19 protein-coding genes are annotated in these 26188 nt (G+C 70.8%); 8 read left to right on the forward strand and 11 right to left on the reverse strand.

Going from position 1 to position 26188, the window contains the following annotated elements; all coding sequences use genetic code 11:
- Positions 1 to 49: 49 nt before the first annotated feature.
- The gene (locus ABT061_RS28135; RefSeq protein ID WP_350923483.1) at positions 50 to 2179 is read right to left on the reverse strand and encodes an N-6 DNA methylase; all 2130 of its coding nucleotides are present in this window, start codon (positions 2177 to 2179) and stop codon (positions 50 to 52) included.
- 42 nt (positions 2180 to 2221) lie between these two features.
- A complete protein-coding gene (iscB, locus tag ABT061_RS28140; protein ID WP_350923486.1) occupies positions 2222 to 3826 on the reverse strand; it encodes an RNA-guided endonuclease IscB in 1605 nt (534 codons plus the stop codon).
- A gap of 292 nt (positions 3827 to 4118) precedes the next feature.
- On the opposite strand from iscB, the gene ABT061_RS28145 reads away from it, so the two are divergent.
- The gene (locus ABT061_RS28145) at positions 4119 to 4631 is read left to right on the forward strand and encodes an NYN domain-containing protein (RefSeq protein ID WP_350923489.1); all 513 of its coding nucleotides are present in this window, start codon (positions 4119 to 4121) and stop codon (positions 4629 to 4631) included.
- Between the two features lie 15 nt (positions 4632 to 4646).
- Here ABT061_RS28145 and ABT061_RS28150 read toward each other — a convergent pair whose 3' ends face one another.
- On the reverse strand, positions 4647 to 6197 hold the full coding sequence (locus tag ABT061_RS28150; protein ID WP_350923491.1) for a pyridoxal phosphate-dependent decarboxylase family protein: 1551 nt from the start codon (positions 6195 to 6197) through the stop codon (positions 4647 to 4649).
- Between the two features lie 61 nt (positions 6198 to 6258).
- On the opposite strand from ABT061_RS28150, the gene ABT061_RS28155 reads away from it, so the two are divergent.
- Entirely contained in the window at positions 6259 to 7602 is a 1344-nt protein-coding gene (locus ABT061_RS28155) for an aminotransferase-like domain-containing protein (RefSeq protein WP_350923493.1), read from the forward strand.
- A gap of 409 nt (positions 7603 to 8011) precedes the next feature.
- Here the strand turns inward: ABT061_RS28155 and ABT061_RS28160 are convergent, their stop codons facing one another.
- Together ABT061_RS28160 and ABT061_RS28165 are read right to left on the reverse strand one after the other, a co-directional pair.
- Complete coding sequence (locus tag ABT061_RS28160) at positions 8012 to 9004, reverse strand: TIGR04500 family putative peptide maturation system protein (RefSeq protein WP_350923495.1); 993 nt, start codon at positions 9002 to 9004, stop codon at positions 8012 to 8014.
- A 360-nt stretch (positions 9005 to 9364) separates the two neighbouring features.
- Positions 9365 to 9490, reverse strand: a complete 126-nt coding sequence (locus ABT061_RS28165) for a hypothetical protein (RefSeq protein WP_350923497.1) — start codon at positions 9488 to 9490, stop codon at positions 9365 to 9367.
- 350 nt (positions 9491 to 9840) lie between these two features.
- Between ABT061_RS28165 and ABT061_RS28170 the strand changes: the two genes are divergently transcribed.
- On the forward strand, positions 9841 to 11079 hold the full coding sequence (locus ABT061_RS28170) for a hypothetical protein (protein ID WP_350923499.1): 1239 nt from the start codon (positions 9841 to 9843) through the stop codon (positions 11077 to 11079).
- Between the two features lie 112 nt (positions 11080 to 11191).
- Here the strand turns inward: ABT061_RS28170 and ABT061_RS28175 are convergent, their stop codons facing one another.
- The 4 genes from ABT061_RS28175 to ABT061_RS28190 all read right to left on the reverse strand — a co-directional run bounded on the left by ABT061_RS28175 (position 11192) and on the right by ABT061_RS28190 (position 15362).
- Entirely contained in the window at positions 11192 to 12193 is a 1002-nt protein-coding gene (locus ABT061_RS28175; protein WP_350923502.1) for a LacI family DNA-binding transcriptional regulator, read from the reverse strand.
- A 63-nt stretch (positions 12194 to 12256) separates the two neighbouring features.
- On the reverse strand, positions 12257 to 13138 hold the full coding sequence (locus ABT061_RS28180) for a carbohydrate ABC transporter permease (protein WP_350923504.1): 882 nt from the start codon (positions 13136 to 13138) through the stop codon (positions 12257 to 12259).
- On the reverse strand, positions 13138 to 14037 hold the full coding sequence (locus ABT061_RS28185) for a carbohydrate ABC transporter permease (RefSeq protein ID WP_350923506.1): 900 nt from the start codon (positions 14035 to 14037) through the stop codon (positions 13138 to 13140). The genes ABT061_RS28180 and ABT061_RS28185 overlap by 1 nt, the downstream gene beginning before the upstream one ends.
- A 14-nt stretch (positions 14038 to 14051) precedes the next feature.
- The gene (locus ABT061_RS28190) at positions 14052 to 15362 is read right to left on the reverse strand and encodes an ABC transporter substrate-binding protein (protein ID WP_350923509.1); all 1311 of its coding nucleotides are present in this window, start codon (positions 15360 to 15362) and stop codon (positions 14052 to 14054) included.
- Between the two features lie 277 nt (positions 15363 to 15639).
- Between ABT061_RS28190 and ABT061_RS28195 the strand changes: the two genes are divergently transcribed.
- On the forward strand, positions 15640 to 17652 hold the full coding sequence (locus ABT061_RS28195) for a beta-galactosidase (protein WP_350923511.1): 2013 nt from the start codon (positions 15640 to 15642) through the stop codon (positions 17650 to 17652).
- A gap of 93 nt (positions 17653 to 17745) precedes the next feature.
- Positions 17746 to 19281, forward strand: a complete 1536-nt coding sequence (locus ABT061_RS28200) for a glycoside hydrolase family 53 protein (RefSeq protein ID WP_350923513.1) — start codon at positions 17746 to 17748, stop codon at positions 19279 to 19281.
- A gap of 112 nt (positions 19282 to 19393) precedes the next feature.
- On the opposite strand, the gene ABT061_RS28205 is transcribed toward ABT061_RS28200, so the two are convergent.
- Positions 19394 to 20839 carry a pectate lyase family protein gene (locus ABT061_RS28205; protein ID WP_350923515.1) on the reverse strand — a complete coding sequence of 482 codons (1446 nt, stop codon included), beginning with the start codon at positions 20837 to 20839 and terminating at the stop codon, positions 19394 to 19396.
- 328 nt (positions 20840 to 21167) lie between these two features.
- Positions 21168 to 22031, reverse strand: a complete 864-nt coding sequence (locus tag ABT061_RS28210; RefSeq protein ID WP_350923517.1) for an NAD(+)/NADH kinase — start codon at positions 22029 to 22031, stop codon at positions 21168 to 21170.
- A gap of 162 nt (positions 22032 to 22193) precedes the next feature.
- Here ABT061_RS28210 and ABT061_RS28215 point away from each other — a divergent pair, with 162 nt between their 5' ends.
- From ABT061_RS28215 to ABT061_RS28225, 3 genes are all read left to right on the forward strand, one after another.
- Positions 22194 to 23075, forward strand: a complete 882-nt coding sequence (locus tag ABT061_RS28215) for a sulfotransferase family protein (protein ID WP_350923519.1) — start codon at positions 22194 to 22196, stop codon at positions 23073 to 23075.
- On the forward strand, positions 23072 to 24253 hold the full coding sequence (locus ABT061_RS28220) for a glycosyltransferase family 4 protein (protein WP_350923521.1): 1182 nt from the start codon (positions 23072 to 23074) through the stop codon (positions 24251 to 24253). The genes ABT061_RS28215 and ABT061_RS28220 overlap by 4 nt, the downstream gene beginning before the upstream one ends.
- A gap of 533 nt (positions 24254 to 24786) precedes the next feature.
- A complete protein-coding gene (locus tag ABT061_RS28225) occupies positions 24787 to 26172 on the forward strand; it encodes a family 2B encapsulin nanocompartment shell protein (RefSeq protein ID WP_350923524.1) in 1386 nt (461 codons plus the stop codon).
- The last annotated feature ends 16 nt before the right edge of the window (positions 26173 to 26188 follow it).

A 26188-nucleotide genomic window follows, 5' to 3' on the forward strand; every position in this document is an offset into this window, starting at 1 on the left:
CGCCCCTCTCGTGTAGATCGACAAGGGCCGCCACCGTGCCTTGCTCAGGTCAAGGTTTTTCCTTCATGTCGTTCTGGGAGTTCTCGTCGGTGGACGGCCGGACGGCGCCGTGGGTCAGGCCGTCGGATATCAGCTGGAGCAGATCCTCGCCGAGGGCGGCGGCCCGGCGCAGCGAAGCCTCGAATTCCGCCAGCTTCCGGAACGCCTCGCCGTACCCGCGCTGCTCCTCGATCGGCAGCAGCGGGAGTTCCGCGCGGCGTACGTCCACCTGGGCGCGGCTGCCCACGGTGGTGTAGTTGCGCAGGTTGACCGAGCCGCTCAGGAAGCCCGCCACGAAATGGGGGTCGAGCAGGGCCGGGTCGGGGCGGAGCAGGGAGAGGCGGAGGCCGAGGAGGGGGCCGCCCTCCCCGGCGACCCGCGCCACCGGACGCCGCGCGACGCCCGGCACCAGCACGTCACCGGGCCGCACGATGATCTCGTGCTGCACGGCGATGTCCGGCGTGGTCGCGGTCGGCGGGGTGCCGTCGACGACGTCCTCGGCGGTGAGGACGGTCAGCCCGTCCGCGACCTCGGACGGCTCGCCGGGTCTGGCCGGGCTCTGGTGGTGGATCGTCAGCATGCCGCGCCGCAGGAGTTCGGCGAGCGGGACCATCGGGAGGTCCTTCGGTCCCCGGGCCGACTCGACGGTCGGCACCAGCTCCGCGGCGAGGCGGAGGAGGTCGGCCACCCGGTTCCGCTGCCCGGTGACGCGCTCGGGCGACAGGTCCGCAGGCGGCGGCGCGAGGTATCGGGCGGGGGTGAGGTCGACGTCGTCGTCGAGCAGTTCGACGGCGGGGACGGCCCGGCTCACGCCCGGTTCATCGATGTCCGCACCGGCCTCGAAGCGTTCCCAGGCATCCGCGGCGACCCGCGCGAAGTCCTCCGGCCGGTCGGAGGTGTCGACCATCAGGACATGGCCGGGCGTACGGGAGTCCGCCGGTCTGCGCAGCACCCACAGGGCCAGGGCGACCGCCATGTTGGGGATGCTGCCGAGCGGGAGCGTGATCACCGCGCTGAGTGCTCCCCGGCGGATCAGCTGGGCGCGGATGCGGCGGCCGGATCTGCGGCCGGCGACGGCGGGCGGCATGAGCATGACGGCGGTGCCGCCGGGTTTCAGATGGCAGAGGGCGTGCTGGATCCAGGCGAGTTCCGACTCCATCCGGGGCGGTAGACCGTACTCCCAGCGGGGGTCGGCGGTCAGCTCCTCGTATCCCCAGGCGCGGTCGTTGAACGGCGGGTTGCACACGACCGCGTCCACCAGCGTGCCGGGGAACGCGTCCTGGCGGAGTGAGTCGCCATGCGAGACGCGTACGGTGGCGGCGTGCAGCGCGAGATGCGCGGCGGTCAGCCGGGCGGTCGCCGCGTCGGCGTCCTGGCCGAGGAGCAGGTGTACATCGCGGTCGCGCAGTGCCTTCAGCAGCGCTCCCGAGCCGCAGGCCGGGTCGAGGATGACCTCGGGGGAGGGGCCGCAGAGCTGCGCCATGAGCCGGGCGACCGGCTCGGGGGTGGCGTACATCCGCTTGGTGTGCAGTTCGAAGTAGCGCTCGCGCAGGAAGGCGAAGGTCCTCTTCGTGCCGTTCTCGACGGCGAGGGCGGCCACCCGGCGCAGCAGCGGCAGCCGGTCCCGGATGAGGCATTCCGGCGGCAACGGGCTCCGCATCGGCCCGGCGCACGCTTCTCGGACGCGGTCGGGAAGCACGGCGGCCACGGCCGCGTCGTCGGCGGCGGAGAGGGCCGTCCAGTCGCCGCCCTCCCGGTCCAGGTAGACCAGGAAGGCGCCGAGGTCGGCGATCAGGTCGGCGAGATCCTCCTCCGGCACGCCCGCGCGCAGGTCCTGCCAGAGCCACTCGCGCGCCGGGAGCACCCTGCCCTCGCTGTGGCCGAGCAGCCACTCCTTGATCTCGCCGAGGGAGAAGGCGGGGCTGGTCGCGGTGCCGCCGACGGGCTGGGGGAAGTCGTCGTGCCGGCGGCGCCAGTTGCTCACCGCGGCCCGGCCCACATCACCCAGCCGGGCGATGTCCGCCGCGGTCACCTGGACGTCCCTGTCCACCTGGTCCTCCGTGTCGGTCGCGGTCGCCCGGACGTCCTTGTCCACCGGCTCCCCATTATCCGCCGTGGTCACCCGGACGTCCCTGTCCATCCGGTCCTCCGGCCGGCCGGGCATCCCGGTTCATCGGCTCTTTCATCGATTACCTCCAGCGTGGAAACCTGGTCCTTCAGGGCTGGGAGGAAACGCGGCACGGCGCCGCGCTTCTGGTCGGGTCGCGTAACCATAACCGTCGGCTCGCTGGAGCAGACGCACATGGCGGTGGCCGATGCCCTGCACGGTGCCGTGCCCGGTGGTGATGTTGAAGCTGCCGGTGGAGCGGACCGCGACGCGGCCGGTGTGGACGCCCGCTTTCTTGCCGCTCGGTACGACGGCGCGGACCAGGTCGCCGGTGGCGAACCCCTTGACCTGCTTGATCCGAGGTAACCGTAGCCGGGGGAATCCGTACTTGTCGGTGCGGGTGCGGCAGTAGGTGCCGCGCCCGGTCGCTCGGACGACCAGGACCGTCGACGGCCAGACGATGACGACCTCCAACTCGCCGACGTGCAGCGCGTCCAGGGTGTGGGACTTCGATGCGCCAGTACGAGACCGGTTCCACTTCGTGCGGCCACCGGAGGCGGCGTGTACGGGCAGCCCGGTGGCGTCCAGGGCCCGCCACAGCGCCCACCGGGTGGCGTTGATCGCCGCGGCGTCCCGTAAGGGAGCCTTCGCCTGCTTGAGGATTGTCGCCAGGAGCGCGGGCTTGGCCTTCAAGAACTCCTCGACCGAGGTGGCGTTCTTGGTCTGATTACAGCCGATGCAGGCCAGGGCGAGGTTGCTGATCCGGTCGGAGCCGCCCCGGCTGCGCGGGTGGATGTGGTCGATGTTCAGCGGCACACCGGTCGCTCCGCAGTAGGCGCACGCCCGGCCCCACTTGGTCAGCAGGTACTCGCGCACCTCGTACCCGGCCAGGGTGCCCTGCTGGTACTCCACCCCTTCCAGCGGCCTGCCGGCCGACAGGGCGTGGGTGTCGAACGCGACCCGCTCCACCTGGACGGCCCGCACCGGCGCCCAGCGGGTCAGCCGCGACACCCACGACAGGGTGGTGTCGACGCGGTGGCGCAGCGACGGCGCCGGCCACCCCTGCGGCCGGGTGCGATTGTTGAAGCGGGGGGCGCGGTAGCGCAGGTTCCGCGACCGGCGGCTGCGCCGGTAGGCGGCCCGCGCGGCGAGCCGGTCGCGGATCGCCGCGCCCCGATGGTCGAGCTGGATCGCATACTTCCCGGCCCGGCTGCCGCCGTGTTCGGTGAACACCGCGATGCCGGTGTGCTTGCTACCGGGGTCGATGCCGACCGTGACGCCTTGGACGGCGGAGTCGGCGGCGGCGCGGTCGCGCAACCGGATGACGAACGGGGTATGGCGGTGAACCACGGCCCGGCCGGATGCCAGCAGGCGGCGGGCACGGGCCGGATGGCACGGGTCAAGCGGGTGGCCGCGGGCGTCGAGGACGAACACGGCCGGGTGAACCTCACGGCTGGCTCCCTCAGGCGCCGTGGCGCCCTCGGGGTGACGCCGGTGCGGGCGGGTGCCGCCCGGACCGGTCTCCCCTCGCCCATGTTCCACGCCGGTGCCCGGCATGGCCGGGAGTCCGCAGGCCGTTTCGTCCCCACCCTCGGGGTTGTCTGCTCCTGCGGATTCCAGAGCGGCAGGCTGAGGAAGCACCTGCCGGTGGGTCTGCTCACCTACGTGAAACGTAGTCATCGAAATGCACCTCCTTGAGCTGATGACTCAGGCTGGTCAACGCGGGGCTTCAAGGCGCATCACCGCACCTCAAGCCCCCTCCTTCAGGAGAGGGTCGTTGACATCGGTCTCGGTCTGCCCGGTCGTCCCGTTCATCGGTTCTTCGGGCTCGGTGTCCGTGTCGATTGGAACGTACCTGAGTGTGTCACCTCCATGCAGCGTCCTCAAAGATATTGGTCGATTCCATCAACACGTGTTTTACTGAACTTCATTGGACACTAAAAATCATCATCATGGAAGGAACCGATGACTCGTGATCACCCCCACCACGCGCATCGACCGGTTCCAGGCCCCCACGTCACGCGGCAGACGGCGCCTTCGCTCAGGGCGGGCCATGCACCTGCTGGACATCGAGAACCTGACAGGGGCCAGTCGCCCCACCACCCCTGAGGTCGCCGAGGTCATGGTCCTCTACCGGCGTATCGTCCCGATCGGCCCGATGGACCAGTTCGTCGTCGCGGTCAACCACGGCGCGCTCGTCGCGGTCGGGATCGCCTTCCACGGTGTGCAGTTGCTGGCCCGTTCCGGCCCCGACGGTGCGGACCAGGCCCTGGCCGAGGCCGCCCGGGGCGACCGGATGGACCAGCGGTTCGACCGGGTCGTGATCGGCTCGGGCGACGGCTACTTCGCCGACCTGGCCTGCTGGCTCGCCGAGTGCGGTGTGCACGTCACCGTCGTCTCCCAGCGTGAGTCACTCAGCCGCCGCCTGCGCGCCGAGGTGTCCGCCGTCATCACGCTGGAACCGCCGGTGGCACAGGTGGCCTGACCTTCGGGAGCGTCGTCACGACTGGGGCGCGGCCGATTCCAGGATCTTCGCGATTCTGCCGACGTCGGCCTCGGTGGTGCGCCAGTTGCTGAACGCGGCACGCAACGCGGGCACCCCGGCGTAGACCGTCGGGGTGAGGAAGGCCTCGCCGGACTCGGTGATCGAGTCGACCACCTCCCCGATCCGTTCGGGGGAGGGAGCGGAGGCGAGGGTGAAGCAGACCACGTTGAGCCGTACCGGGGCGAGCAGTCGGTAGGCGGCCATCGAGGCGATCCGCTCGCCGAGCCCGGCGGCGAGGGCGATGTCGCGGCGGACGATCTCCGCGTGCCCCTCGCGCCCGTAGGCGGCCAGCGTGAACCAGGCCGGTAGCGCACGCAGGCGCCGCGAGTTCTGCGGGGTCAGGTGCGCGAAGTCGGGCTCCTCGCTCAGCGGGGTGAGATAGGCCGCCGAGTTCAAAAAGACGCGGGCCTGCAGGTCGCGGCGGCGGGTGAACTGGATCGCGCTGTCGTAGGGCACGTTCAGCCACTTGTGCAGGTCCGCGCAGACCGAGTCGGCCTCGCCGAGGCCCGCGACGAGGTGGGCGTGCTCGGGGGAGAGCGCGGCGAAGGCGCCGAAGGCGGCGTCCACGTGCAGCCAGAAGGGATGACGCTCGCGCAGGGCGGCGATGGCGCGCAGGTCGTCGAAGTCGACGGTGTTCACCGTGCCGGCATTGGCGACCACGATCGCCGGTGCGCCGTCCAGTCGGTCGAGTTCCTCGGCGAGCAGGGCCACGTCCACCGCCTCCCGCCCCGGCAGGACGCCGACGCGCCGGATCGCCGACCGTCCCAGTCCGAGCATGGACAGCGACTTGACGATGCTGGAGTGCGGGCTCGCCGACAGCACCGTCACCGGCCCGAGCGCGGCCGCGCCCGCCTCGGCCACCGACACGCCGCGCAGTTCGCCCAGCCACTCCCTGGCGATCGCCAGGCCCGCGAAGTTGGACATGGTCGCGCCGCTGACGAACGTCCCCTCGTGCTCCGGCGGCAGGCCGAAGAGGTCACGCAGCCAGGCGACCGTCTCCCGTTCGAGGTCCGGGGCGAGGGAGTCCAGGCCGGAGGTGGGGTTCTGGTCGAGGGTGCCGGTCAGCCAGTCGCCCGCCAGCGCGGCGGGTGTCGCGCCACCCGTGACGAAGCCCAGGTAGCGGGGGCCCGCGCTGGCCGCGAAGCCCGGTTCCCAGCGTCGCGCGAACAGCTCCATCGCCCCCTCCAGGCCGATCCCCGTCTCCGGCAGGGACTCGGGCGCCGGTCGCACCGGCGTCCGCGCCGCCGGGCGGTCGTCGAGCCCGGCGAGGAGACGCACGGCGTACGCGCGGGTGGCCTCCATCAGTTCGGGTACGCGGGCGCGATCGGCTCCCAGGGGCCCGCGGATGTGATCGGCCTCCGGCACCCCGGACAGGTGGTCGCCCCCGCCGCCGGACGGTCCGGGCTGCTGGTCGCCGTTGGTGTTCGTTGGTCCGGGCCGGGGGTCGCCGCCGAGGTGCGGAGGGCCGGGAATGGGAGCGGTGCCCGCGTCGGGTCTGGTGTTCATGCTTCGACGCTAGGAAGCGGAGCATGTTCGCGTCGTGGTCCAATCACGGCAAACTGGACCAGTGCTCAAGGACGTTCTGGCAGGATGGCGGCGATTCGGCGGCCCCCTCGCGGGTGCGCTGGCCACCGCGCTGCGCGAGGCGGTGCTCGACGGGCGCGTACGCGTCGGGGACCGGCTGCCCTCGGAGCGGCGCCTGGCCGGTGAGCTCGGAGTGAGCCGGGGAACGGTCGTCGCCGCCCTGTCCCGGCTGCGCGAGGAGGGCTGGCTCGTCACCGAGCACGGCAGCGGCAGCAGGGTGCGGCTGCCGCGGAACCTCGGTGAGCGCTACGCGCCCCTGTCGGTGGACGGCCGGGGCTCGCTCCTCGACCTGCGGCGCGCCGTCCCCGCCGCCCCGCGCGCGATCGTCACCGACGCCGTCACCCGCGCGCTCGGCAGGTCGGCGGGGCTGCTGCTGGAGAGCGGCGAGCCCGGACCCGGCCTGCCCGAGCTGCGCGAGCTGATCGCCCGGCGTCACACCGGAGAGGGATCGGCCACCCGCCCCGAACAGATCCTGGTCACCTCGGGAGCCCGTGCCGCGCTGGCGCTGCTCGTCACCCATCTCGGCCCGCGCAGAATCGTGGTGGAGAACCCCACCTTCTTCGACACCCTCGCCACGCTCAGGCGCTTCGGCATCCGTACCGTCCCCGCGCGGGTCACCGCGGCGGGATGGGACGGCGACCAGCTCGCCACCGCGTTCCGCGAGGCCGCGGGGGGAGCCGCCCTGCTGACCCCCGACTTCCAGAACCCGACCGGGGTGCTGATGGGTTCCGAGGACCGCCGGAAGGTCGCGGAGCTGGCGGCCAGGTACGGGGTGACCGTGATCGTGGACGAGACCGTGCGCGACCTGGACCTGCGCGACCATCCGGTGCCCGAGCCCCGGATCGGCCGGGCCGTCACGATCGGTTCCCTGAGCAAGACCGTGTGGGGAGGGTTGCGGGTGGGATGGATCCGGGGTCCGGCCGCGCTGATCCGTGAACTCCTCCTCGACCCGATCAGCGGTCTGTACGCCCCGCCGCCCATGGAGCAGCTCGTGGCCTGCGAGATCTTACCCCTCATGGGCCGCTTGCTGGGCCAGCGCAGGAGCGAGCTGCGGCGCCAGCGCGACCATCTGGCCGGAAGCCTGGACGGGGACGACGCCTGGAGCTTCTCCCTCCCGCAGGGCGGCCTGGCGCTCTGGCTGCGCCTGAACGGTGTGTCCGGTGAGGCACTCGCGGGGAAGGCGGCCGAGGCAGGGCTCAACCTGCTCCCGGGGCCGGTGTTCTCACCTGACGGCACCCGGGCCGACCGGCTGCGGGTGCCGTACACCGCCCCGATCGAGACCCTCGACCGGGTCGTCGAGCAGCTCAGGCGAGCCCACCGGTCCTGAAAGGCAGGTGTCGACGCCCGGTGCCTGCGGCGTGGTTCGGCTCCGGGATCGTCCTGCCGACCGGTGGCGGGGGCCGGTGCCTTTCGCGCGGCGCCCCGGCCAACCGGTGGCCGGTGCCTTCAGCGCGGCGGCCCGGCTAACGAGTTCCAACAGGCGTGGTGGGGGCGCAGGCGGTTTCACATGGTTGTCCGTCCTCGACTCGCAGGATGGGTGCGCCGGCGAGATGCCGTAGCGCGCTCCTCAGCGCCGCCCGTACCGGGGCGTCGAGATCGGCCGGCAGCCGGTCCTCGATCCCACAGGCCCACCGGCGTGCTGTTGCGGATCATCAGCGGCCTGCTCTCCCGCCGGGACGCGACCTGGTGGCGGCGGAGCGACTCCTCGCGGAAGACCTTGTTGGGAACCCTGCCGGTCACGACCAGTGCCACTCGATCGAGGCCGTGGCGCGGCGCTCGGCCAGCCATTCGGTGAACGCCACCCGCCCGGCCGCGGCCAGGGTCCGCTCGTCCGCCGACGAGGCCGCACGCCCCAGGATGACCCCGGCGAGGAAGGCGGTGCCATGGGCCGTCGGCCCGACGACGTCTCCGGGCGCGCCCTCCTGCAACGGTTCGGGCAGCTCGAAGGCGAAACGCTCGGCGATCGTGGTCTCCACCTCGCCTGCCGGACCCGCGAGCGCGGGGAGGAGGCCCTCCGGTGAGTCACCGCCGAGGTCCGCGAGGACCTGCTCCGGCCCGATGCTCCAGAGCGCACGCACCCGGTCGAAGCGCTCGGCGTGCGCGGCCAGGTAGGCCGGGCCGAGCTCGGCCTCCCTGCGGCGGCGGAAGCTCCGGCGCCTGGCGATATCGCCGATGTAGGCGTCGAACTGCTGGAGGGTCATCCCCATCTCGGCCGGCCAGTCCGGCGTCGTCGCGCGGTCGTGCAGGCCCCGCTCCCGGCGGAACTCCTCGGAAGCGGCCTGCAGGTCCTCGTCGCCGACCGGCGTGTCGTCGTGCTGGATCTCGTTCAGGATCAGGCACTGGTCGACGATCTCGTCGTGCGGCGTCGCGTCGCGGCGTGACAGTGAGTGGATCATGGTGAGTGCCTGGGCGACCGACAGGTGTATCTCGTCCACGCTGACCAGCCGGCCCGCCGCCCAGTGCGTGGAGTGGTCGATCAGCCAGGGGACGCCGTCGCCGGCCCGCGCGGTGAGCGCGATAGTCCCGCCTTCCGGGTCCTGGAGCAGCAGGTCGAAGTCGACCACCGAGGTGCCGGGACGCTCGTCGACGACGAGTTCCGCCTTCAGCTCGGGGTGGTCGGCCGCCCACGCGGCGGCCGTCTGACGGGCCTGCTGCACCTGTGCGTGGCCGCGAGGCAGGCCGCGCAGCAGCCGCACCCCGGAGGCGAGCGTCGTTCCGAGGTCGATCATCGAATACCTCCAGCGTGGAGATCCCGAGCCTTGGCTCCGGGAAATCAGGCTCGTCTCGTCATGAAGGCGCGGCGGAACGGGAATCCCGCTCCGCCGCGCCAGATCGATCAATATCCCGTCCGGCCGGCACGGGCCGGGAGAGCGGCGTGTGCCGCGCCTTCCCCTCTCCCGGCCCGGCCGGTTCGGCGCCCTTCCGAAAGGAAGGGCGCCGGGTCGCTTGTCAGCTGATGTACCTCCGGCGGGTCTGGCACGCCGGAAGAGGTTTCTCTCCCGGGCGCCCGATGTACCTTTCGGCACCCTCAGCCGGTGGAGCACCGCCCCGGGCGGGGTCTGATCCCACCCGGGGCGGTGAGCCGATCGTCAGCTGACCCACCACTCGCCGACCTGGCCCTTGCTGTTGCGCCAGGACACGGTCATCCGGCCGCCGGCGACCTCGTCCAGCTCGGCACCCTCGAACGGGATGTCGTCAATATTGATCCTGGACATGCTCGGTCCCCTCCGTGGACCGGGTGCGGCGTGCGGCGCCCGGTGTTCTCCGTTACGTCGAGGACGCTAGGTACCGGCTCTTGTGGTCATCTGAAAAATAACTTGGTAACCACTAGCCGCGCTGGTCACGACGGCGAACCGGCCCGTGGCGGGCCGTGGTGGGGCGGTGCGGCGAGGGTGACGCCGGAGTGGGCCGGAGCCCCGAGGGCGGGTGATCCTTACTCGTCCCCACCACAACTGTGTTCTCTTCTGTCACTCGCGTGAGCGCCCGTTTGGCGAACAGCGCGCCGACATTCTGGAATGATCGCGTAGATATCCTGTCGGACATCGAGACTGACGGACAGTGACTGATGCCCCCCATCGATCAAATCACCACCTTCGCATCCGACCAGCCGGTGTTGACGAGCCTCATCGGCGTGTTCGCTCTCGTCCTCCTGGTCGCGGCCTACTTCGCGCTCCGCGCCATCCAGCGAATGGCGGTTCGCTTCTTCCATTCTCATGTCGCGCCCCGTCCGGTGGAGGACATCCTCACCATCGTCGCCGCCAGCATCGCGACGGGTGTCTCCGCCCAGGGCATGTGGCGCTTCTCCGGTGACGTGCTCGGCTTCGACGGTCCGCTGCGGCTGCTGCTCTTCGCCTTCATAGAGGTCGCCGTCATCACCAGCGCGGTGCGGGCCCGCCGCAACATGCGGGAGAACTTCTCGGCAGGCATCGACGGCATCGCCGTGTGGGCGCTCACCGGCCTGACCGCGGTGCTGTCCAGCATGGACGCCCGCAGCATGGCCGAGGCCATCTTCCGGCTCGCCGCACCCCTGGTGGCGGCGTGGCTCTGGGAGCGCGGCATGGCGATCGAACGCCACCGGATCAGCGGGCGCTCGCGCATCAACTGGCGGCTCACCCCCGAGCGGGCGCTGGTCCGCATCGGGCTGGCCGAGGTCAGCGACCGTACGGCGAGTGAGGTCGACGCCCACCGCAGGCTGACCCGGGTCGCGCTGGCGGCCAAGCGCGCCCGCGCGCTCCGCGAGTCCGGGGCGTCCGACCGGAAGATGCGCGCGGCCCTCACCAAGCTGGACCGTGCCATGGACCGGGCGGTGGAGCACACCGGCCTGGCCGTCGACTCGGTACGCCAGGAGGCCCTGCTCTCCCAGATCGGCGCCCTCTACAACACCTCCGCGCTGATCGACCTGACCCCGCCGGTGCCGTGGGACCCGGAGCCTGAGCCGGTGCGTCCCGCGGTGGCCGCGGGGCGATCGGTCATCGACGATGACGATGACGAGGTCCAGGTGCTGGACGGCCCGCCGCCGGTCGTCGACACGGCACAGCGCGCGGCCCTGATGCGTGCCGCGCGGGAGTACTGGGACAAGCAGATCGAGCGGAAGTTCGTGCCCCGGGCGACGGACATCGCCCACGAGACCGGCGTCTCCCTGGCCACCGCCCGCGAGTACCGGGCGCTGTGGAAGCTGGAGCCCAAGGCTCACGCGTTGCTGGAGGCGGCCTTCCACGAGCACGGGATCATCGACACCGGCACCTTCCCCGCCATCGAGACCGAGCAGGTCCTGACCGTGAACGGCTCGTCCGCCGCTCGCTGACCTCGCGCGGAACGACGTACAGCACGACACACCGCACGACTCGCCACCGCCCTCCGTCCGCGTACCCCGGCCGGGGGGCGGTCCGCGTCGCGGGCCGCCCGCTCACATCGGCTCAGGCCGACTCACGGACGATGAGGTCGGTGGGCAGTATCACCGGCTCCACCTGCTCGGCGCCGTCGATCAGGGCGAGCAGCAGACGGACCGTCTCCTCGGCGACCTGCTCCAGGGGCTGGCGGATGGTGGTGAGCGGCGGATGGGTGGTGAGTGCCACCGCCGAGTCGTCGAAGCCGCCCACCGCGACGTCCTCGGGCACCCGCCGCCCGGCGGCGCGCAGCGCGGAGAGCGCGCCCGCGGCCATCAGGTCGGAGGCGACGAACACCGCGTCGATGTCGGGGGCACGTTCCAGCAGCCGGGCCATCGCGCTCTCCCCGCCCAGCTGGGTGTAGTCGCCGTGCTCGATGAGCCTCCTGCTCGCCTTCCTGCCGAGGATGTCGGCGAAGCCCTCCAGCCGCAGCGCGCCGCCGGGGGTGTCGAGCGGGCCGGTGATGGTGGCGATCCGCCTGCGGCCCCGCTCGACCAGGTAGCGCGTCATCTGCCGGGCGCCCTCGCGGTCGTCCGCCGCCGCGTAGGGGATCACGTTCTCCCTGCCGATGACCGCCCCCTGGGCGACGGCGGCCACACCGATGTCCACCAGCGCGTCCACCAGCCTGTCGCCCGCGTGGGTGGAGACCAGGAAGACCCCGTCGGCGTGGCCGCCGCGCAGGTAGCGGACCACCCGGTCGCGGTCGCCGTCGTTCCCGGCGATCATCATCACCAGCGATATGTCCCGCTCGGCGAGCCGCCGGGTGGCGGTGCGCAGCAGCACGCTGTAGTTGGGGTCCTCGAACAGTCGCTCCTGCGGCTCCGACAGGACCATCACCACCGAACCGGTCCGCTGGGTGACCAGGCTGCGGGCGGCCCGGTTGAGCACGTAGCCGGTCTCGGCGATGGCCCGCTTGACCGCAGCGTGCGCCGCGGGGCTGACGTACCGGTCGTCGTTGAGCACCCGGGAGACCGTTCCCCGGGAGACCCCCGCCACCGCCGCGACGTCATGGATGGTCGGACGCTTCGCCATGCTCCCATTTTCCCCTCGACCGGCCGCGTACCGGACCCACCCAGGCCCGGTCGGGCCCGGCCACTAGCCTTTCACGGCCCCGCCGGCCAGGTCGGTCCGCCAGTAGCGCTGCATGGTGAGGAAGAGCGCGATCAGCGGGATGATCGACAGCAGGGTGCCGGTGAGGATCAGGTTGTACAGGGAGGGCTGGTTGGCACCGGCCGCGAGCAGCGTGTAGAGCCCGACGGTCAGCGGGAACCTCTGGTCGTCGCCCAGCATGATGAACGGCAGCAGGAAGTTGTTCCAGATCGCGACGAACTGGAACAGGAAGATGGTCACCATGCCCGGGATCATGAGGGGCAGCGCCACCCGGCGCAGCAGCAGCCAGTGCCCGGCGCCGTCGATGCGCCCGGCCTCCAGCAGGGCGTCGGGGACGGCGGCGGTGGCGTAGATGCGCGCCAGATAGATGCTGTACGGGTGCAGGATCTGCGGGAGCAGGACCGACCAGTAGGTGTCGGCGAGCCCGATCCGGGAGAAGAGCAGGTACTGCGGGATGGCCAGCACCACGGCGGGCACCAGGATGCCGCCGATCAGCAGGTTGAAGATCAGGTTCCGGCCCCGGAAGCGGTACTTGGCCAGCGTGTAGCCGGAGACCGCGGAGACGGCGGTGGAGAGCAGGGCGCCGCCGCCGGCGTACAGCAGCGTGTTGAGCATCCACAGCCAGAACACGCCGTCGCGGTAGGCGGCCAGGTCGGCGAGGTTGGCGAGCAGCCCGGTGCCGGGGGCGAAGGTCGAGGTGGAGAAGAGCTCCGCCTTCGACTTGGTGGCGGCCACCAGCACCCAGCTGACCGGCAGCAGGCAGTAGAGCGCGCCCAGCAGCAGGATCGCGGTCGGTGCGATCCCGTACGGGCGGCGTCGCGTGGCCGCCCTCCGGCGTCCCCTCGCGGTGAGGGTCGTGGTGGCCATCAGCTCTCCCCGAAGGCGCGGTCGCGGACGACGCGCAGGAAACCAAAGGACAGGACGAGGGAGATCGCCGCGATGACGATCGAGGTGGCGGCGGCCGAGTAGAGGTCGCCGGTGACGAAGGCGTCGCGGTAGACCTTCATGAGCGGGCTCCAGGTCGAGCTGATCGTGTTGGTCAGCGGCCGCAGCGTGGTCGGCTCGGTGAACACCTGGATCGTGGCGATGATGGAGAACACGGTGGTCAGGATGATCGCGGGCAGCAGGATCGGGATCTTGATCCGCAGCGCTATCTGGATCTCGCTCGCCCCGTCGATCCTGGCGGCCTCGTAGTAGGTCCTGGGTACGGCGCGCAGGGCGGTGTAGAGCACCAGCATGTTGAAGCCGACGCCGCCCCAGACCGCGATGTTCGCCATGGAGAGAACCACGGTGCCCGAGCCGAGCAGGTCGACGTCGAGCACCTGGCGGATCGGGCTGAGGGTCGGCAGGTAGAGGAAGCCCCACAGCAGGGTGGCGGCCACCCCGGGCACCGCGTACGGCAGGAAGACGGCGACCCTGGAGAAGCGCGCGAGCCGCACGTGCGCCGAGTCCAGCAGCAGCGCGAAGAGCAGGGCGAGCCCGAGCATGACGACGAGCACCAGCAGGCCGTAGCCGAGGACGCGCAGCCAGCCGGCCCACAACTCGCCGTCGGCGAGCGTCGCGGTGTAGTTGTCGAGGCCGGCGAAGACCTCGCGGCGCGAGCCCTTGCCCAGGCCGAGCCCGGAGACCTTGGTGCGCCGCAGGCTGAGGTAGGCCGTGTAGCCGATGGGGACGGCCATGAAGAGCGTGAACAGCGCCATGGCCGGTGCGAGGAAGAGGTAGGGGACGGCGCTCGCGGTGCGGGCGCCGCCGGGACGTCGGGTCATCGGGGTCATCGGGGTCATTGGGCGAGCTGGAATCCGGACTTCTGCATGTCGGCGACCGTCGCCTCCTGCATCTTGCCGATGGCGTCGGAGAACGCGGACTTGTCCTGTACGGCCTTGTCGAAGGCGTCCTTGAAGGCGTTGTACGTCACGTTGACGTTCGGCCCGAAGGTGAAGCCCCGCGCGGTGGCGGAGATCGCGGCGGCCTGCTGCCAGAAGTCGGGCTGGTTGGAGAAGTAGTCGGGGGCCTCGCCGAGCATGGTGCCGCCCTTGGCGGCGGCCGGGTAGACCGCGCCCTCCTTGACGAGCAGGCCGAGCGCCTCGGGGTCGGTGTTGAGCCAGGTCGCGAACTTCGCGGCGGCGGCCCGGTTGGGGGATTTGGCGGCGACCGCGGTGGAGGAGCCGCCCCAGAAGCCGCTGGCGTTCTCGCCGGCGCTCCACTGCGGCAGCGGGGCGATCGCCCACCTGCCCTTGGCCTTGGGGGCGTTGCTGGACAGCACACCCGGCGCCCAGACGGCCGAGGGCCAGGTCAGCAGCTTGCCGTCGTTGAGCGCCTTGTTCCACTCGGGGGTGAAGTACGGCTGGTCGTCGATGGCGCCCTCGGCGACGAGGCCGCCCCAGTAGTCGGCGACCTTCCTGGTGGCGTCGTCGTTGACCGCGACCTTCCAGGACTCGCCGCTGATCGACCACCACTGGGCGCCGGCCTGCTGGGCGAGGCCGACGAAGGCGCCGGGGTCCTTGCTGGAGAAGGTGCCCAGGAAGACCTTGGGGTCCTTCTTGCGTACGGTGCGGGCGGCCTCGGCGTACTCGTCCCATGTCTTGGGGACCTCGATGCCGTACTTGTCGAACAGGTCCTGGCGGTAGTAGAGCATCATCGGGCCGCTGTCCTGGGGAAGCGCGTAGACGGCGTCGGTGCCGAGCGTGACCAGCCCCCAGATGCCCGCGCCGAACTCGCCCTTCGCCTGCGCCACGTCGCCGGAGAGGTCGGCCACCGCGTCGGCGGCGACGAAGGAGGGCAGCATCTGGTACTCGGCCTGGACCAGGTCAGGGGGGTTTCCCGCCTTGGCCGCGGTCAGGAACTTGGCGGCCGCGTCGTCGCCGCCGGCCTGCTTGCTGACCGTGACCTGGATGTCGGGGTTGGCGCTGTTCCAGGCCGCCGCGATCTTGTCCATGTTGGGAACCCATGTCCAGTAGGTGAGCTTGACCGGCCCTGCGGGGGCCGAGCTCTGCGCGACCGGGGCGGCCGGCTCCTGGGCGGCGCCGGAACATCCGGCGGCCAGGGTGGCGGCGAGAGCCGCGGCCGCCACTGCGAGCCGGTTTCTCTGCATGCGTTCCTCCGTGTCAGGGATGCCGTGTCGGGGGGGTGCTGTATCGGGGGCTGTGCCGGGGGTGCTGTATCGCGGGGTGTCGCGCCGGGGCTCGGGGGCCTGCCATGCGGACATCTCTGTGAACGTTCACAGACTGAAATCCGAGGTGTCGCCCTGTCAATGCTCGTTACGCTCTTGTTAATCGCCTGTCCGTGCCGGTGTTCCTGCGGCGACTCTTCCCTGGGTGTCGGGTTTCGATTACTGTGCACGTTCACAGAGATGAGCCAAGGGGGAGCAGTTGCCTGGATATCCCGTCCTGCCGGAGGGCATCGCGTACGGAGGGGACTACAACCCCGAGCAGTGGCCGGAGGAGGTCTGGCACGAGGACGTCCGGTTGATGCGCGAGGCCGGGGTGAACCTGGTCAGCCTCGGCATCTTCGGCTGGAGCCTGCTGGAGCCGGAAGAAGGGGTCTACGACTTCGGCCGGCTGGATCGGATCATCGACCTGCTCGGCTCCTCGGGCATCAGGGTCGACCTCGCGACACCGACCTCCTCCCCGCCCACCTGGTTTCGGGCCGCCCACCCGAGCAGCCACCTGGTCGACCGCGCGGGCCATGTCATCGCCGGAGGCTCCCGGCACAGCTTCTGCCCCAGCTCCCCGGAGTACGCCGCCGCCTCGGAACGGATCGCCGGCCGGCTCGCCGCCCGCTACGCCGGGCACCGGGCGGTCGTCATGTGGCACGTCCACAACGAGTACGGCTGGGCGAACGCGCGCTGCTACTGCGAGACCTCGGCGGAGGCGTTCCGCGACTGGCTGCGCGAGCGGCACGGGGACGTGGCGGCGCTCAACGCGGCGTGGGGGACCACGTTCTGGGGGCTGACCTACGGCTCGTTCGACGAGGTGGAACCCCCGAGGCTCGCACCGGTCGGCCAGCTGACGGCCCTGCAGCTCGACTACGCGCGCTTCTCCGTCGACGCGCACATCGCCAACTTCCGCCGCGAGCGCGACGCCATCCGCCGCTTCAGCGACCTGCCGGTCACCACCAACTTCATGATCCCCAACTGCGAGCCGATGGACTACTGGCGGTGGGCGGGTGAGGTGGACGTCGTCTCCAACGACCACTACCTCGACGCCGGGCGGGCCGAGGGCCACATCGAGCTCGCCATGGCGGCGGACCTCACCCGCTCGGTGGCGGGCGGCCGGCCGTGGATGCTCATGGAGCACTCCACCGGCGCCGTCAACTGGCAGCCGCGCAACCTCGCCAAGCGGCCGGGGGAGATGCGGCGCAACAGCCTCGCCCACGTCGCCAGGGGATCGGACTCGGTGCTCTTCTTCCAGTGGCGTGCCTCCCGCTACGGCGCGGAGAAGTTCCACTCGGCGATGCTGCCGCACGCCGGGACCGACTCCGAGCTCTGGCGCGACGTGGTCGCCCTCGGCGCCGAGCTGCGCGAGCTGGCGCCGGTGCGCGGCTCCCGCATCGAGGCCGAGGTCGCGCTGGTGTGGGACTGGGAGTCGTACTGGGCGCTCGAACTGGAGTGGCGGCCCTCGGTGGACCTGAGGTTCCGCGAGCGGGTGGAGGCGTACTACGAGGCGCTCTGGCGCGAGCACGTCACCGTCGACTTCGTCCACCCCGCGGCCGACCTCTCGGCGTACCGAATGGTCGTCGTGCCGAGCTCCTACCTGCTCACCGAGGCCGCGGGCAAGAACCTGCACCGCCACGTGGAGGCCGGGGGCCACCTGGTCGTCTCCTGCTTCTCCGGGATCGTCGACGAGAACGACACGATCCACCCCGGTGCCTACCCCGGCGTGCTGCGCGACGTGCTCGGCCTGTCGGTGGAGGAGTTCCACCCGCTGCCGGAGAACGGCACGGTCGCCGTCGGCGACGACGGGCTGACCGGCCGGATCTGGTCCGAGCGGGTCCGCCTCGCCGGAGCGCGTACCGTGCGCGCCTTCACCGGCGGACCGGACGCGGGCCACCCCGCGGTGACCCGCCACGAGCTGGGAGCGGGCACCGCCTGGTACGTCGCCACGGCCCTCGACCCCCGCGTGGGCCAGGACACGGACGGAGACCTGCGCGCGATCCTCCGCGCGGTCCTCGACGCCGCGGGTGTGTCCCGCCCGCGCGGCCTGCCCGACACCCTCGAACTCCTGCGGCGGGGCCGCCACCTCTTCCTGGTCAACCACGGCGACGAGCCGGTCACCGTCCCTGGGGTGAGCGGGACCGGGGTTCTCGACGGTGCCGAGCACGCGGGTTCGGCGACGGTACCGGCCGGCGGCGTCACCGTCGTCGAGCTGGCACCGGACGCATGAGCTCCCCCGGTGCCGTGCCGGCCACCTGACCGCGGCACGTCACCGGGGGTCTTCGGGGGTTGTCCGCACCACTCCATCCCAGAGCGAGGACAGATGAAGAAGATCCTGGTGGCGCTGCTGCTCTGCGCCGCCGCAACGCTCACCCCCCTGGCGGCCCTGGCCGCCTCGACGGTCACCAACGGCGGCTTCGAGACGGGAAGCCCGACCTCCACGCCGACCGGCTGGAGCACCACCGTCGGCAGCGGTTCCGCCGCCGCCGACTTCACCGAGGCGGGCGGCCACGCCGGCTCCTACCGCCTGTCCCACTGGGCCTCCGGCGCGTACACCGTCGAGACCCACCAGACACTGACCGGCCTGACCGCCGGCACCTACACGCTCCGGGCCTGGGTCAGGTCGGGGGCCGCGAGCCAGAGCTGGATCGCGCTGCGAAACTGCGGTCCCGCCGAGAGGAGGACCTACCTGCCGGTCAGCTCGTCCGAATGGATCCAGATCGCGGTCACCCAGACCGTGACGGGCGGGCAGTGCACGGTGAGCCTCGGCTCCGCCGCCGCGGCGGGCGGCTGGGCCAACTTCGACGACGTCACCTTCGCCGCGGGGTCGGCGACGCTGGCGATCAAGGGCGCCGACACCTCCAGCCTGCCCAAGTCCGAGGCCCTCGGCGGGAAGTACTACAGCGCCACCGGCGCGCAGGGTGACGCGCTGGCCATCATGCGCTCGGCCGGGCTCAACTACGTCCGGCTGAAGGTCTGGGTCAACGCGGCCGACGGCTACAACGACAAGGCGCACGTGCTGGCCCTGGCGCGGCGGATCAAGGCCCAGGGCATGGGGCTGCTGATCGACTTCCACTACTCCGACACCTGGGCCGACCCCGGCAAGCAGTACAAGCCCGCCGCGTGGGCGGGGTACACGCTCGCCCAGCTCAAGACCGCCGTCTACAACCACACCTATGACGTGCTGAACGCGCTGAAGGCACAGGGCACGACCGCCGACATGGTCCAGGTCGGAAACGAGATCAACGACGGCATGCTCTGGGAGGAGGGCCGCAGCTCCAACTTCGGCAACCTCGCCCAGCTCCTCAACTCCGGCCACAGCGCGGTCAAGGCGGTCTCCGGCTCGACCAGGGTCGTGCTGCACGTGGCCGAGGGGGGCAACAACTCGCTCTTCCGCTGGTGGTTCGACAGCGCCGCCGCCCACGGCGTGAAGTACGACGTGATCGGCGTCTCCTACTACTCCTACTGGCACGGCACGCTCGGCGCGCTGCAGACCAACCTCAACGACATCGCCTCCAGGTACGGCAAGCCGGTCCTGGTCGTCGAGACCGCCTACCCCTTCACCACGGGCAACGACGACGGCCTCACCAACATCATCACCGCGGCGACGCCGTACCCCGGCTACCCGGCCTCCGCCGCGGGCCAGTCGGCGATGCTGCGCGACGTGATGAGCGTGGTGCAGGCCGTGCCGAACGGCCGGGGGCTGGGCGTCGTCTACTGGGAGCCGACCTGGACCGCGGTGCGCGGCAACGGCTGGGACCCGGCCGACGCGTCCTCGGGCAACGGGTGGGAGAACCAGGCACTGTTCGACTTCTCCGACAGGGCGCTGCCCGCGCTCACCCAGTTCACCCACCAGTGATACGTACGGCTCCCGCGGACGATGCCCGCGGGAGCCGTTGGAGGTGTTCCGTCTCAGGCCCTGACGGGCCCGCGCCAGGTCCGGGTCAGGGGCAGACCTGGAGCAGTCCGGATCAGACCGAGATCCGGCCGGCGCCGGCGCCGCCGGTCACGATCGACTTGACGCTGGAGGCGGTGTCGAGCGAGTAGGAGTAGGGGATGGCGGCGACGCTGCCGCCCGCGTCCCCGGCACCGGAGTTGACGAAGTGGTTGTTGCGGGCGACCAGGTTGGCGGCGGGAGAGGAGCCCTCGCCGCGGTGGTAGGGGTCGGGGGTGTTCTCGAAGTAGTTGCCCTCGACCAGGACGCCGGCGTTCTTCGTGGACGCCACGCCGTACCCGCCGCCGCTGCCGACGTTGCCGTAGTAGTTGTTGTAGACGTGCACCGGGTTGCCGAAGCGGACCCGCGGGTGGCGCTGGTTGGTGCCGTCGAACCAGTTGTGGTGATAGGTGACGCGCAGCTTGCCGGTGTCCTCACTGGCGTTGCCGTCGTCATGGCCGAGCAGCATGGTCTTGTCGTGGCTGGAGACCCGGTTCCAGGAGATCGTGACGTAGTCGCTGGCGCGCTTGACGTCCACGGCTCCGTCGTAGCCGTTGCTGAAGGAGTTGTGGTCGATCCAGACCCGGGTGGAGTACTGGACCTGGATGCCGTCGTCGTTCCAGTTGCGGAAGGTCAGGTTGCGGACGATGACGTTGGACGCCTCGGAGATGTTGAAACCGCAGCCGGAGATGACGGCGCCGGAGTTGCCGAGGATCGTCTTGTTGGAGGTGACCTTGAGCATCCCGGAGCAGGAGATCGTGCCCGACACCCGGATGACCGCCGCGCCGCTCGCCGAGAGCGCGCTGGTCAGCGCGGAGGCGCTGCTGACCGTGGTCGCCGGGGTGGTGCCGCCGCCGGTGGTGCCGCCGCCCTGGGTCGCCCAGCCGACCAGGCCGGTCTGGCCGCTCGGCGGAGGCGTCGTGGGAGTGGAGGTGGGGGTGACGGTCGGCGTCGGGTTCGAGCCGCCCGCGGGGACGAGCCGCCACTGCTTGGTCGCCACCGAGTCGCAGGAGTTCTGCTGTACGAGGGCGCCGGAGGAGGTGGAGTTGTCGGCGGTGTTGAGGCACTTGCCGCTGCCTGCGTTGACCACCCGGTAGTTCGACCCCGACTCGGTCAGGTTCCAGGTCTGGGAGGACGCGCCCGAACAGCTCTCCTGCTGGACGGCCTTGCCGGCGGAGGTACTGGCGTCCTTGACGCCCGCGCACCTGCCGCTGTGTGTGGCCTTGAGCTGGGTGCTGCCCCCGGACACGGCCCAGGTCTGCCCGGCGCCGCCGCAGCCGCTCTGGGTGAGCTGGACGCCGTCGGACGAGCTGCCGCCCGGAACGGTCAGGCAGAGGCCACTGCCGTCGTTCACCAGTGTGTAGTTTCCCGCGGCGGGAGCGGCGGCCGCGGCGGCGGAGACGCCCGCCACCGTTCCCGACAGGGCCAGGGCCGCGGCGGCGATGACCGCACCGGCCGTTTTCCTGTTGAATCTGTACAGCACAGTTGAGCTCCTTGCTGGTCCGGCAGGCCGGCGCGGCCTGCGTTTCGGAGTCCCCCCAGCGAGCACTCGCCGTTCACATATGCGATCCGCGGACATGTGAGCGAACAATCCACAAGCTAGGTAAGCGCTTTCCCGCTGTCAACCCGCCGGTGAAACTTTCATGACTGACGCTGTTGCCGGGCCGCTCGCCATCACGTTCCGTGACCGGCGGAGAAGGTGACGGCGCCCGGATGTCCTTTGGATCTTCCGCCTATCGCGGTCGGCCGGACCCCGCCTCGGTGTCGTCGCCGGTCACGGCGGCCTCGGGGGCAGGGCTTAGGGGCAGGGCCTAGTCGACCTCGGCGCTCCCGTTGACGCGGAGCTTGCGGCGGGCACGCTCGTAGAAGCTCGTGGTGCCGAGCCGGACCACCCACGCGGCGGCGCGCATCGCGGTGACGGTGAGCTCGTCCCCCGGCGACAGGTGCGCGCCCACCGCGCCGTCCACCTCCAGGGCCAGCCGGCCGCTCGCCGACAGCAGGCCGAGCACGACCCGCTCGTCCGCCGACAGCACGAGGGCCCGGTTGAACGACGAGTGCGCCGCGGCCGGGACCACGAGGAAGGCCTCGACCGTCGGCGACACGATGGGGCCGCCCGCGGAGAAGCTGTAGGCGGTCGACCCGGTGGGGGTCGCGACGATCACCGCGTCGGCCGCGTAACGCACGAAGGGATGCCCCTCCACGGTGATCGACATCGCGGACAGCCCGTGGCCCGGTATCCGCACCAGGGCGATGTCGTTGAACGCGGTCACCGAGGTGCCGTCGGGCAGGGTGGCCCGCACCGCCATCCGGGGTTCGACCGTGTAGGCGTTGTCGTCGATGGCCGACAGCGCGAAGGGCAGCTCTTCGACGTCGATCTCGGCGAGGAACCCCAGCTTGCCGAGGTTGACGCCGAGGATCGGAGTCCGCCGCCCCGAGATGAGCCGCATGGTGCGCAGCATCGTGCCGTCGCCGCCGAGGCTGACGAGCAGGTCGGCGCGGTCGACCAGGGTGGCGCCGTCGACGGACACCGCGCTGCAGTCGATGCGCCCGACCTCGTCGGGCAGCCCGAGCACCGTGACGCTGCGGGCGCGGGCCCACTCCACGATCGTGTCGATGGCCACCTTCGAATCGCGCTGCGGGTGCAGAACCAGCCCCACGGTCTTGACCATCCCCATGGCTCACACTGTACGGCGATTCGCCGTCGGTCCCGCGCGGTGAAACCCCGGCGCGCTGCCACCCGCCCGCGGCCCGGTGCTCGCCGGGGCCCGGGGGAACAGGGGGTGTTCCAAACTGAACACACAGTGAAATGCCAGGAAAGATGGGTAGCCTGCCTGGGCATGAAGTGGCAGCGTAAGGCCAACGACGCCCTTGTCAGGCTTACCGGATTCCAGCTTAACCGGGTAGGAAAAATCGGTTCGTCGGCGGATGCGGGGGCCCCGGCCGCGGAGGAGCCGTTCGGTCCGCCCGCCGACCCGAAAGTCGACCGGCTGCTGGTGGCGCCGGTCTTCGTCCTCTCGCCGGTGAGGTCCGGCTCCACGCTCCTGCGGGCGATGCTCAACGCCCACTCCATGCTGCACGCCCCGCACGAGCCGCACGTGCGGAGGCTGAGGGTGGAGTTCGGCACCTCGCTGGCGGAGCGGGCGATGAAGGCGCTCGGCCACAACCGGGCCGACCTGGAACACCTGCTGTGGGATCGGGTGCTCCACCGCGAGCTGGTCAGGAGCGGCAAGACGTTCTTCGTGGACAAGACACCGGCCAATGCCTTCGCCTACCGGCGCGTCGCCGCGTGCTGGCCGGACGCCAGATTCGTCTTCCTGCTGCGCCACCCGGCGTCCATCGCCAGGTCGTGGTACGAGGCGGGGGCGGGCAGGCGGACGCCGGAGGAGGCGGCACTCGACGCCCTGCGTTACATGAAGGCGGTGCAGCGGGCGCGGGGGGCACTCAGCGGGTGCACCGTGCGTTACGAGGACCTGACCGCCGACCCCGAGGCCGAGGCACGCCGCGTCTGCGACTTTCTGGGAGTTCCCTGGGAGCCGGAGATGCTGGCCTACGGCGAGCAGACCGTGCTGGAGAAGGGGCTCGGCGACTGGAAGGACAAGATCCGGTCGGGGCGGGTGCAGCCCGGGCGCGACCTGCCGGGGCCGGAGGAGATACCCGACTCGCTCCGGCCGATGTGCGAGAGCTGGGGATATCTGCCGCCCGTCCCGGAGCCCACATGACGGCGCCGGAGACCACGAGGATCCGCTACCTGCTGCTGCACGCGTACGGCATGGGCGGGACGATCCGCACGGTGATCAACCAGGCGAACGCGATGGCCGCGGCCGGCCATGAGGTCGAGATCGTCAGCGTGGTACGGCGGAAGGAGAGACCCCAGTTCGAGATCGACCCGCGCATCCGTCTCCTGACGCTGTCGGACCAGCGTGAGGGCAGGCCCGTCGACTCCATGGGGCGGCGGGTGTGGCGGTGGATCCGAGGCAGGATCGTGCCCGCCGGCGAGTTCGCGGCCTCCTACTTCACCGAACGCGTGGAGCGGGCCGTCATCGACTACGTCTCCGCGCTCACCGGCGGCGTCCTGGTGACCACCCGCCCCGCCCTGAACCTCATCTCGGCCCGCCGTGCTCCCGCGAGCGTCGTCAAGGTCGGGCAGGAGCACATGAACCTGGCCACCCACTCCGAGGCGGTCCGCTCGGAGATCGGCCGCCATTACGGCAAGCTGGACGCGGTGGTCGTGCTCACCGAGACCGACAGGAGGGAGTACCAGGCGCTCCTGCCCGCCACGCGCGTCGAGCGCGTCCCCAACGCGGTCTCCTCCGTGCGCCGGACACCCTCCAGGAAAGACGACAGGCTCGTGGTCGCGGCCGGGCGGCTGGTCGGGCAGAAGGGCTTCGACCTGCTGATTCCCGCGTTCCGGCAGGTTGTGGACCGTCACCCGGACTGGCGGCTGCGCATCTACGGCACCGGCAAGAAGAAGGGGCAGTTGCGCGCGCTCCTGAAGGAGCACCGGCTGGGGGACAACGTCACCCTGATGGGACGGACCGATCGTCTCGACGAGGAACTGGCCAGGGCCTCCTTCTACGTCCTCAGCTCGCGGTTCGAGGGGTTGCCGATGGTGATGATCGAGGCGATGACCCACGGGCTGCCCGTGGTGGCCTTCGACTGCCCGACCGGCCCGGCCGACGTGCTCACCCCCGAGGTCGACGGGCTGCTCGTCCCTCCCCGCGACATCGACGCGTTGGCGGCGGCGATGGTCCGGCTCATCGAGGACGGGGAACTGCGGCGGCGGATGGGAGCGGCCGCGGCCGTCGCCGCGCACGACTACACCCCCGAAGCGGTCATGCCGCGCTGGGAGAAACTGTTCGCCGAACTGCTGGACCGGGGACCGAAACAGTCAGGCTGACCTGATCCGCTGGCTTCCCTCGCTTCTCGTGAGTTTAGCGAAAAATCCATTCTTTAGTGCCTGCCGGCGCCCTGCTGCGAGGGTGCCTGCGGGATGAAGGTGACCTCCGTGCCGCGGGCCCTGTCAATCGTGGGTGCTTCCTGGCATTTTCCCTGTTCTGTTGGTGAATGACGGGTGCGTGGCTGAGATGAGAAATATCAGCCGGCCTGGCAGGCGGGGGAATCGAGGCGGATCCGCGGCCTGCCGGGACCCTGGTGCGGGCCTGGGCGGCGTCGAGAATAAGACATTCAATATTTTTCGGGCATTTGACGATGGAGTCTTTGTTTATTGTTGGCTCGATCGTATTCAATGCTTGACAATATATTTAAGGGCAACCCAAAATTGAGGCGTCCATGATGGCGGGTCGAATTCGGATCCGCGCATCGGGAGGTCAGCATTTTGCCGTTTCTGTCGCGGTTGACTGACGTTTCCTCCTGGTTGATTCATGTCTTCGCTTCCCCTGTTGGTACGAGCACGGATCGGTGGTGTGTGTTGTGACGGAGTTCGAGGCTGGCCGGTCGCAGCTGAGTCTGAGTACGGACGCCGCGCGTAACCTGGCGACGACGACCAAGTCGACTCCCCAGATGCAGGAGATCACCTCGCGGTGGCTGCTGCGGATGCTTCCCTGGACGCAGGTGTCGGGTGGCACCTACCGCGTCAACCGGAGGCTGACCTACACGATCGGCGACGGGCGGGTGAGCTTCACCAACGCCGGATCGCAGGTGGCGGTCATCCCCGCCGAGCTGTGCGAGCTGCCCCTGCTGCGCGGGTTCGACGACTCCGACACCCTCGACGCGCTGGCGGGCCGGTTCGTCCAGCGGGAGTTCCGGGCCGGTGACGTGCTCGCGGAGTCGGGGCAGCCGGCCGACGAGGTGGTGCTCATCGCGCACGGCAAGGTCAACAAGGTCGGCACCGGGCCGTACGGCGACGAGATCGTGCTGACGGTGCTGGCCGCGGGTGACCACTTCGGCGACGAGACGCTGGTCGGCACGGACGGCGAGTGGTCGTTCACCGCGAGGGCGGTCACCAGCGGCACGGCGATGGTCCTGCCCCGGCACGCGTTCCTGGAGCTGGCCGAGCGTTCCGAGGAGCTCCAGGCCCATCTGCGGCGGCGGGAGACCGCCACCAGCGGGCCGCAGAACAAGTACGGCGAGGCCGCCGTCGAGGTGGCCGCCGGGCATGCGGGAGAGGCCGACCTGCCGGGCACGTTCGTCGACTACGAGCTCAGCCCGCGCGAGTACCAGCTGAGCGTCGCGCAGACGGTCCTGCGGGTGCACAGCCGGGTGGCCGACCTCTACAACGACCCGATGGACCAGGTCGAGCAGCAGCTCCGGCTGACGATCGAGGTGCTGCGCGAGCGGCAGGAGCACGAGCTGATCAACAACCGCGAGTTCGGGCTGCTGCACAACGCCGACCTCAAGCAGCGGATTCACACCCGCAGCGGGCCGCCCACCCCCGACGACCTCGACGAGCTGCTCAGCCGCCGCCGGAGCACGAGCTTCTTCCTGGCACACCCGCACGCCATCGCCGCCTTCGGCCGCGAGTGCAACGCGCGCGGGCTCTACCCGCAGGGCGTCGACGTCGGCGGTAGCGGAGTGCCCGCCTGGCGTGGCGTCCCCATCTTCTCCTGCAGCAAGATCCCCATCACCGGCACCCGCACCACGTCGATCCTGGCCCTGCGCGTCGGCGAGGACAACCAGGGCGTCATCGGCCTGCACCAGACCGGCATCCCCGACGAGTACCAGCCCAGCCTGTCGGTCCGGTTCATGGGCATCAGCGAGAAGGCGATCATCTCCTACCTGGTCAGCGCCTACTACTCCGCGGCCGTCCTGGTGCCCGACGCGCTCGGCATCCTGGAAGACGTCGAGATCGGCCACTGAGGCCGGAGTCTCCGGT

Source organism: Streptosporangium sp. NPDC002544, from assembly GCF_040295965.1.
Classification (GTDB): Bacteria; Actinomycetota; Actinomycetes; order Streptosporangiales; family Streptosporangiaceae; genus Streptosporangium.

Excerpts from the sequence above, each read along its gene's own strand:
- ABT061_RS28200 (WP_350923513.1), top strand. The coding sequence starts at position 17,746 with ATGAAGAAGATCCTGGTGGCGCTGCTGCTCTGCGCCGCCGCAACGCTC.
- ABT061_RS28160 (WP_350923495.1), bottom strand. The coding sequence starts at position 9,004 with ATGATCGACCTCGGAACGACGCTCGCCTCCGGGGTGCGGCTGCTGCGC.
- ABT061_RS28180 (WP_350923504.1), bottom strand. The coding sequence starts at position 13,138 with ATGGCCACCACGACCCTCACCGCGAGGGGACGCCGGAGGGCGGCCACG.
- ABT061_RS28175 (WP_350923502.1), bottom strand. The coding sequence starts at position 12,193 with ATGGCGAAGCGTCCGACCATCCATGACGTCGCGGCGGTGGCGGGGGTC.
- ABT061_RS28190 (WP_350923509.1), bottom strand. The coding sequence starts at position 15,362 with ATGCAGAGAAACCGGCTCGCAGTGGCGGCCGCGGCTCTCGCCGCCACC.
- ABT061_RS28165 (WP_350923497.1), bottom strand. The coding sequence starts at position 9,490 with ATGTCCAGGATCAATATTGACGACATCCCGTTCGAGGGTGCCGAGCTG.
- ABT061_RS28210 (WP_350923517.1), bottom strand. The coding sequence starts at position 22,031 with ATGGGGATGGTCAAGACCGTGGGGCTGGTTCTGCACCCGCAGCGCGAT.
- iscB (WP_350923486.1), bottom strand. The coding sequence starts at position 3,826 with ATGACTACGTTTCACGTAGGTGAGCAGACCCACCGGCAGGTGCTTCCT.
- ABT061_RS28215 (WP_350923519.1), top strand. The coding sequence starts at position 22,194 with ATGAAGTGGCAGCGTAAGGCCAACGACGCCCTTGTCAGGCTTACCGGA.
- ABT061_RS28185 (WP_350923506.1), bottom strand. The coding sequence starts at position 14,037 with ATGACCCGACGTCCCGGCGGCGCCCGCACCGCGAGCGCCGTCCCCTAC.
- ABT061_RS28150 (WP_350923491.1), bottom strand. The coding sequence starts at position 6,197 with ATGAACACCAGACCCGACGCGGGCACCGCTCCCATTCCCGGCCCTCCG.
- ABT061_RS28220 (WP_350923521.1), top strand. The coding sequence starts at position 23,072 with ATGACGGCGCCGGAGACCACGAGGATCCGCTACCTGCTGCTGCACGCG.
- ABT061_RS28170 (WP_350923499.1), top strand. The coding sequence starts at position 9,841 with ATGCCCCCCATCGATCAAATCACCACCTTCGCATCCGACCAGCCGGTG.
- ABT061_RS28135 (WP_350923483.1), bottom strand. The coding sequence starts at position 2,179 with ATGGACAGGGACGTCCGGGTGACCACGGCGGATAATGGGGAGCCGGTG.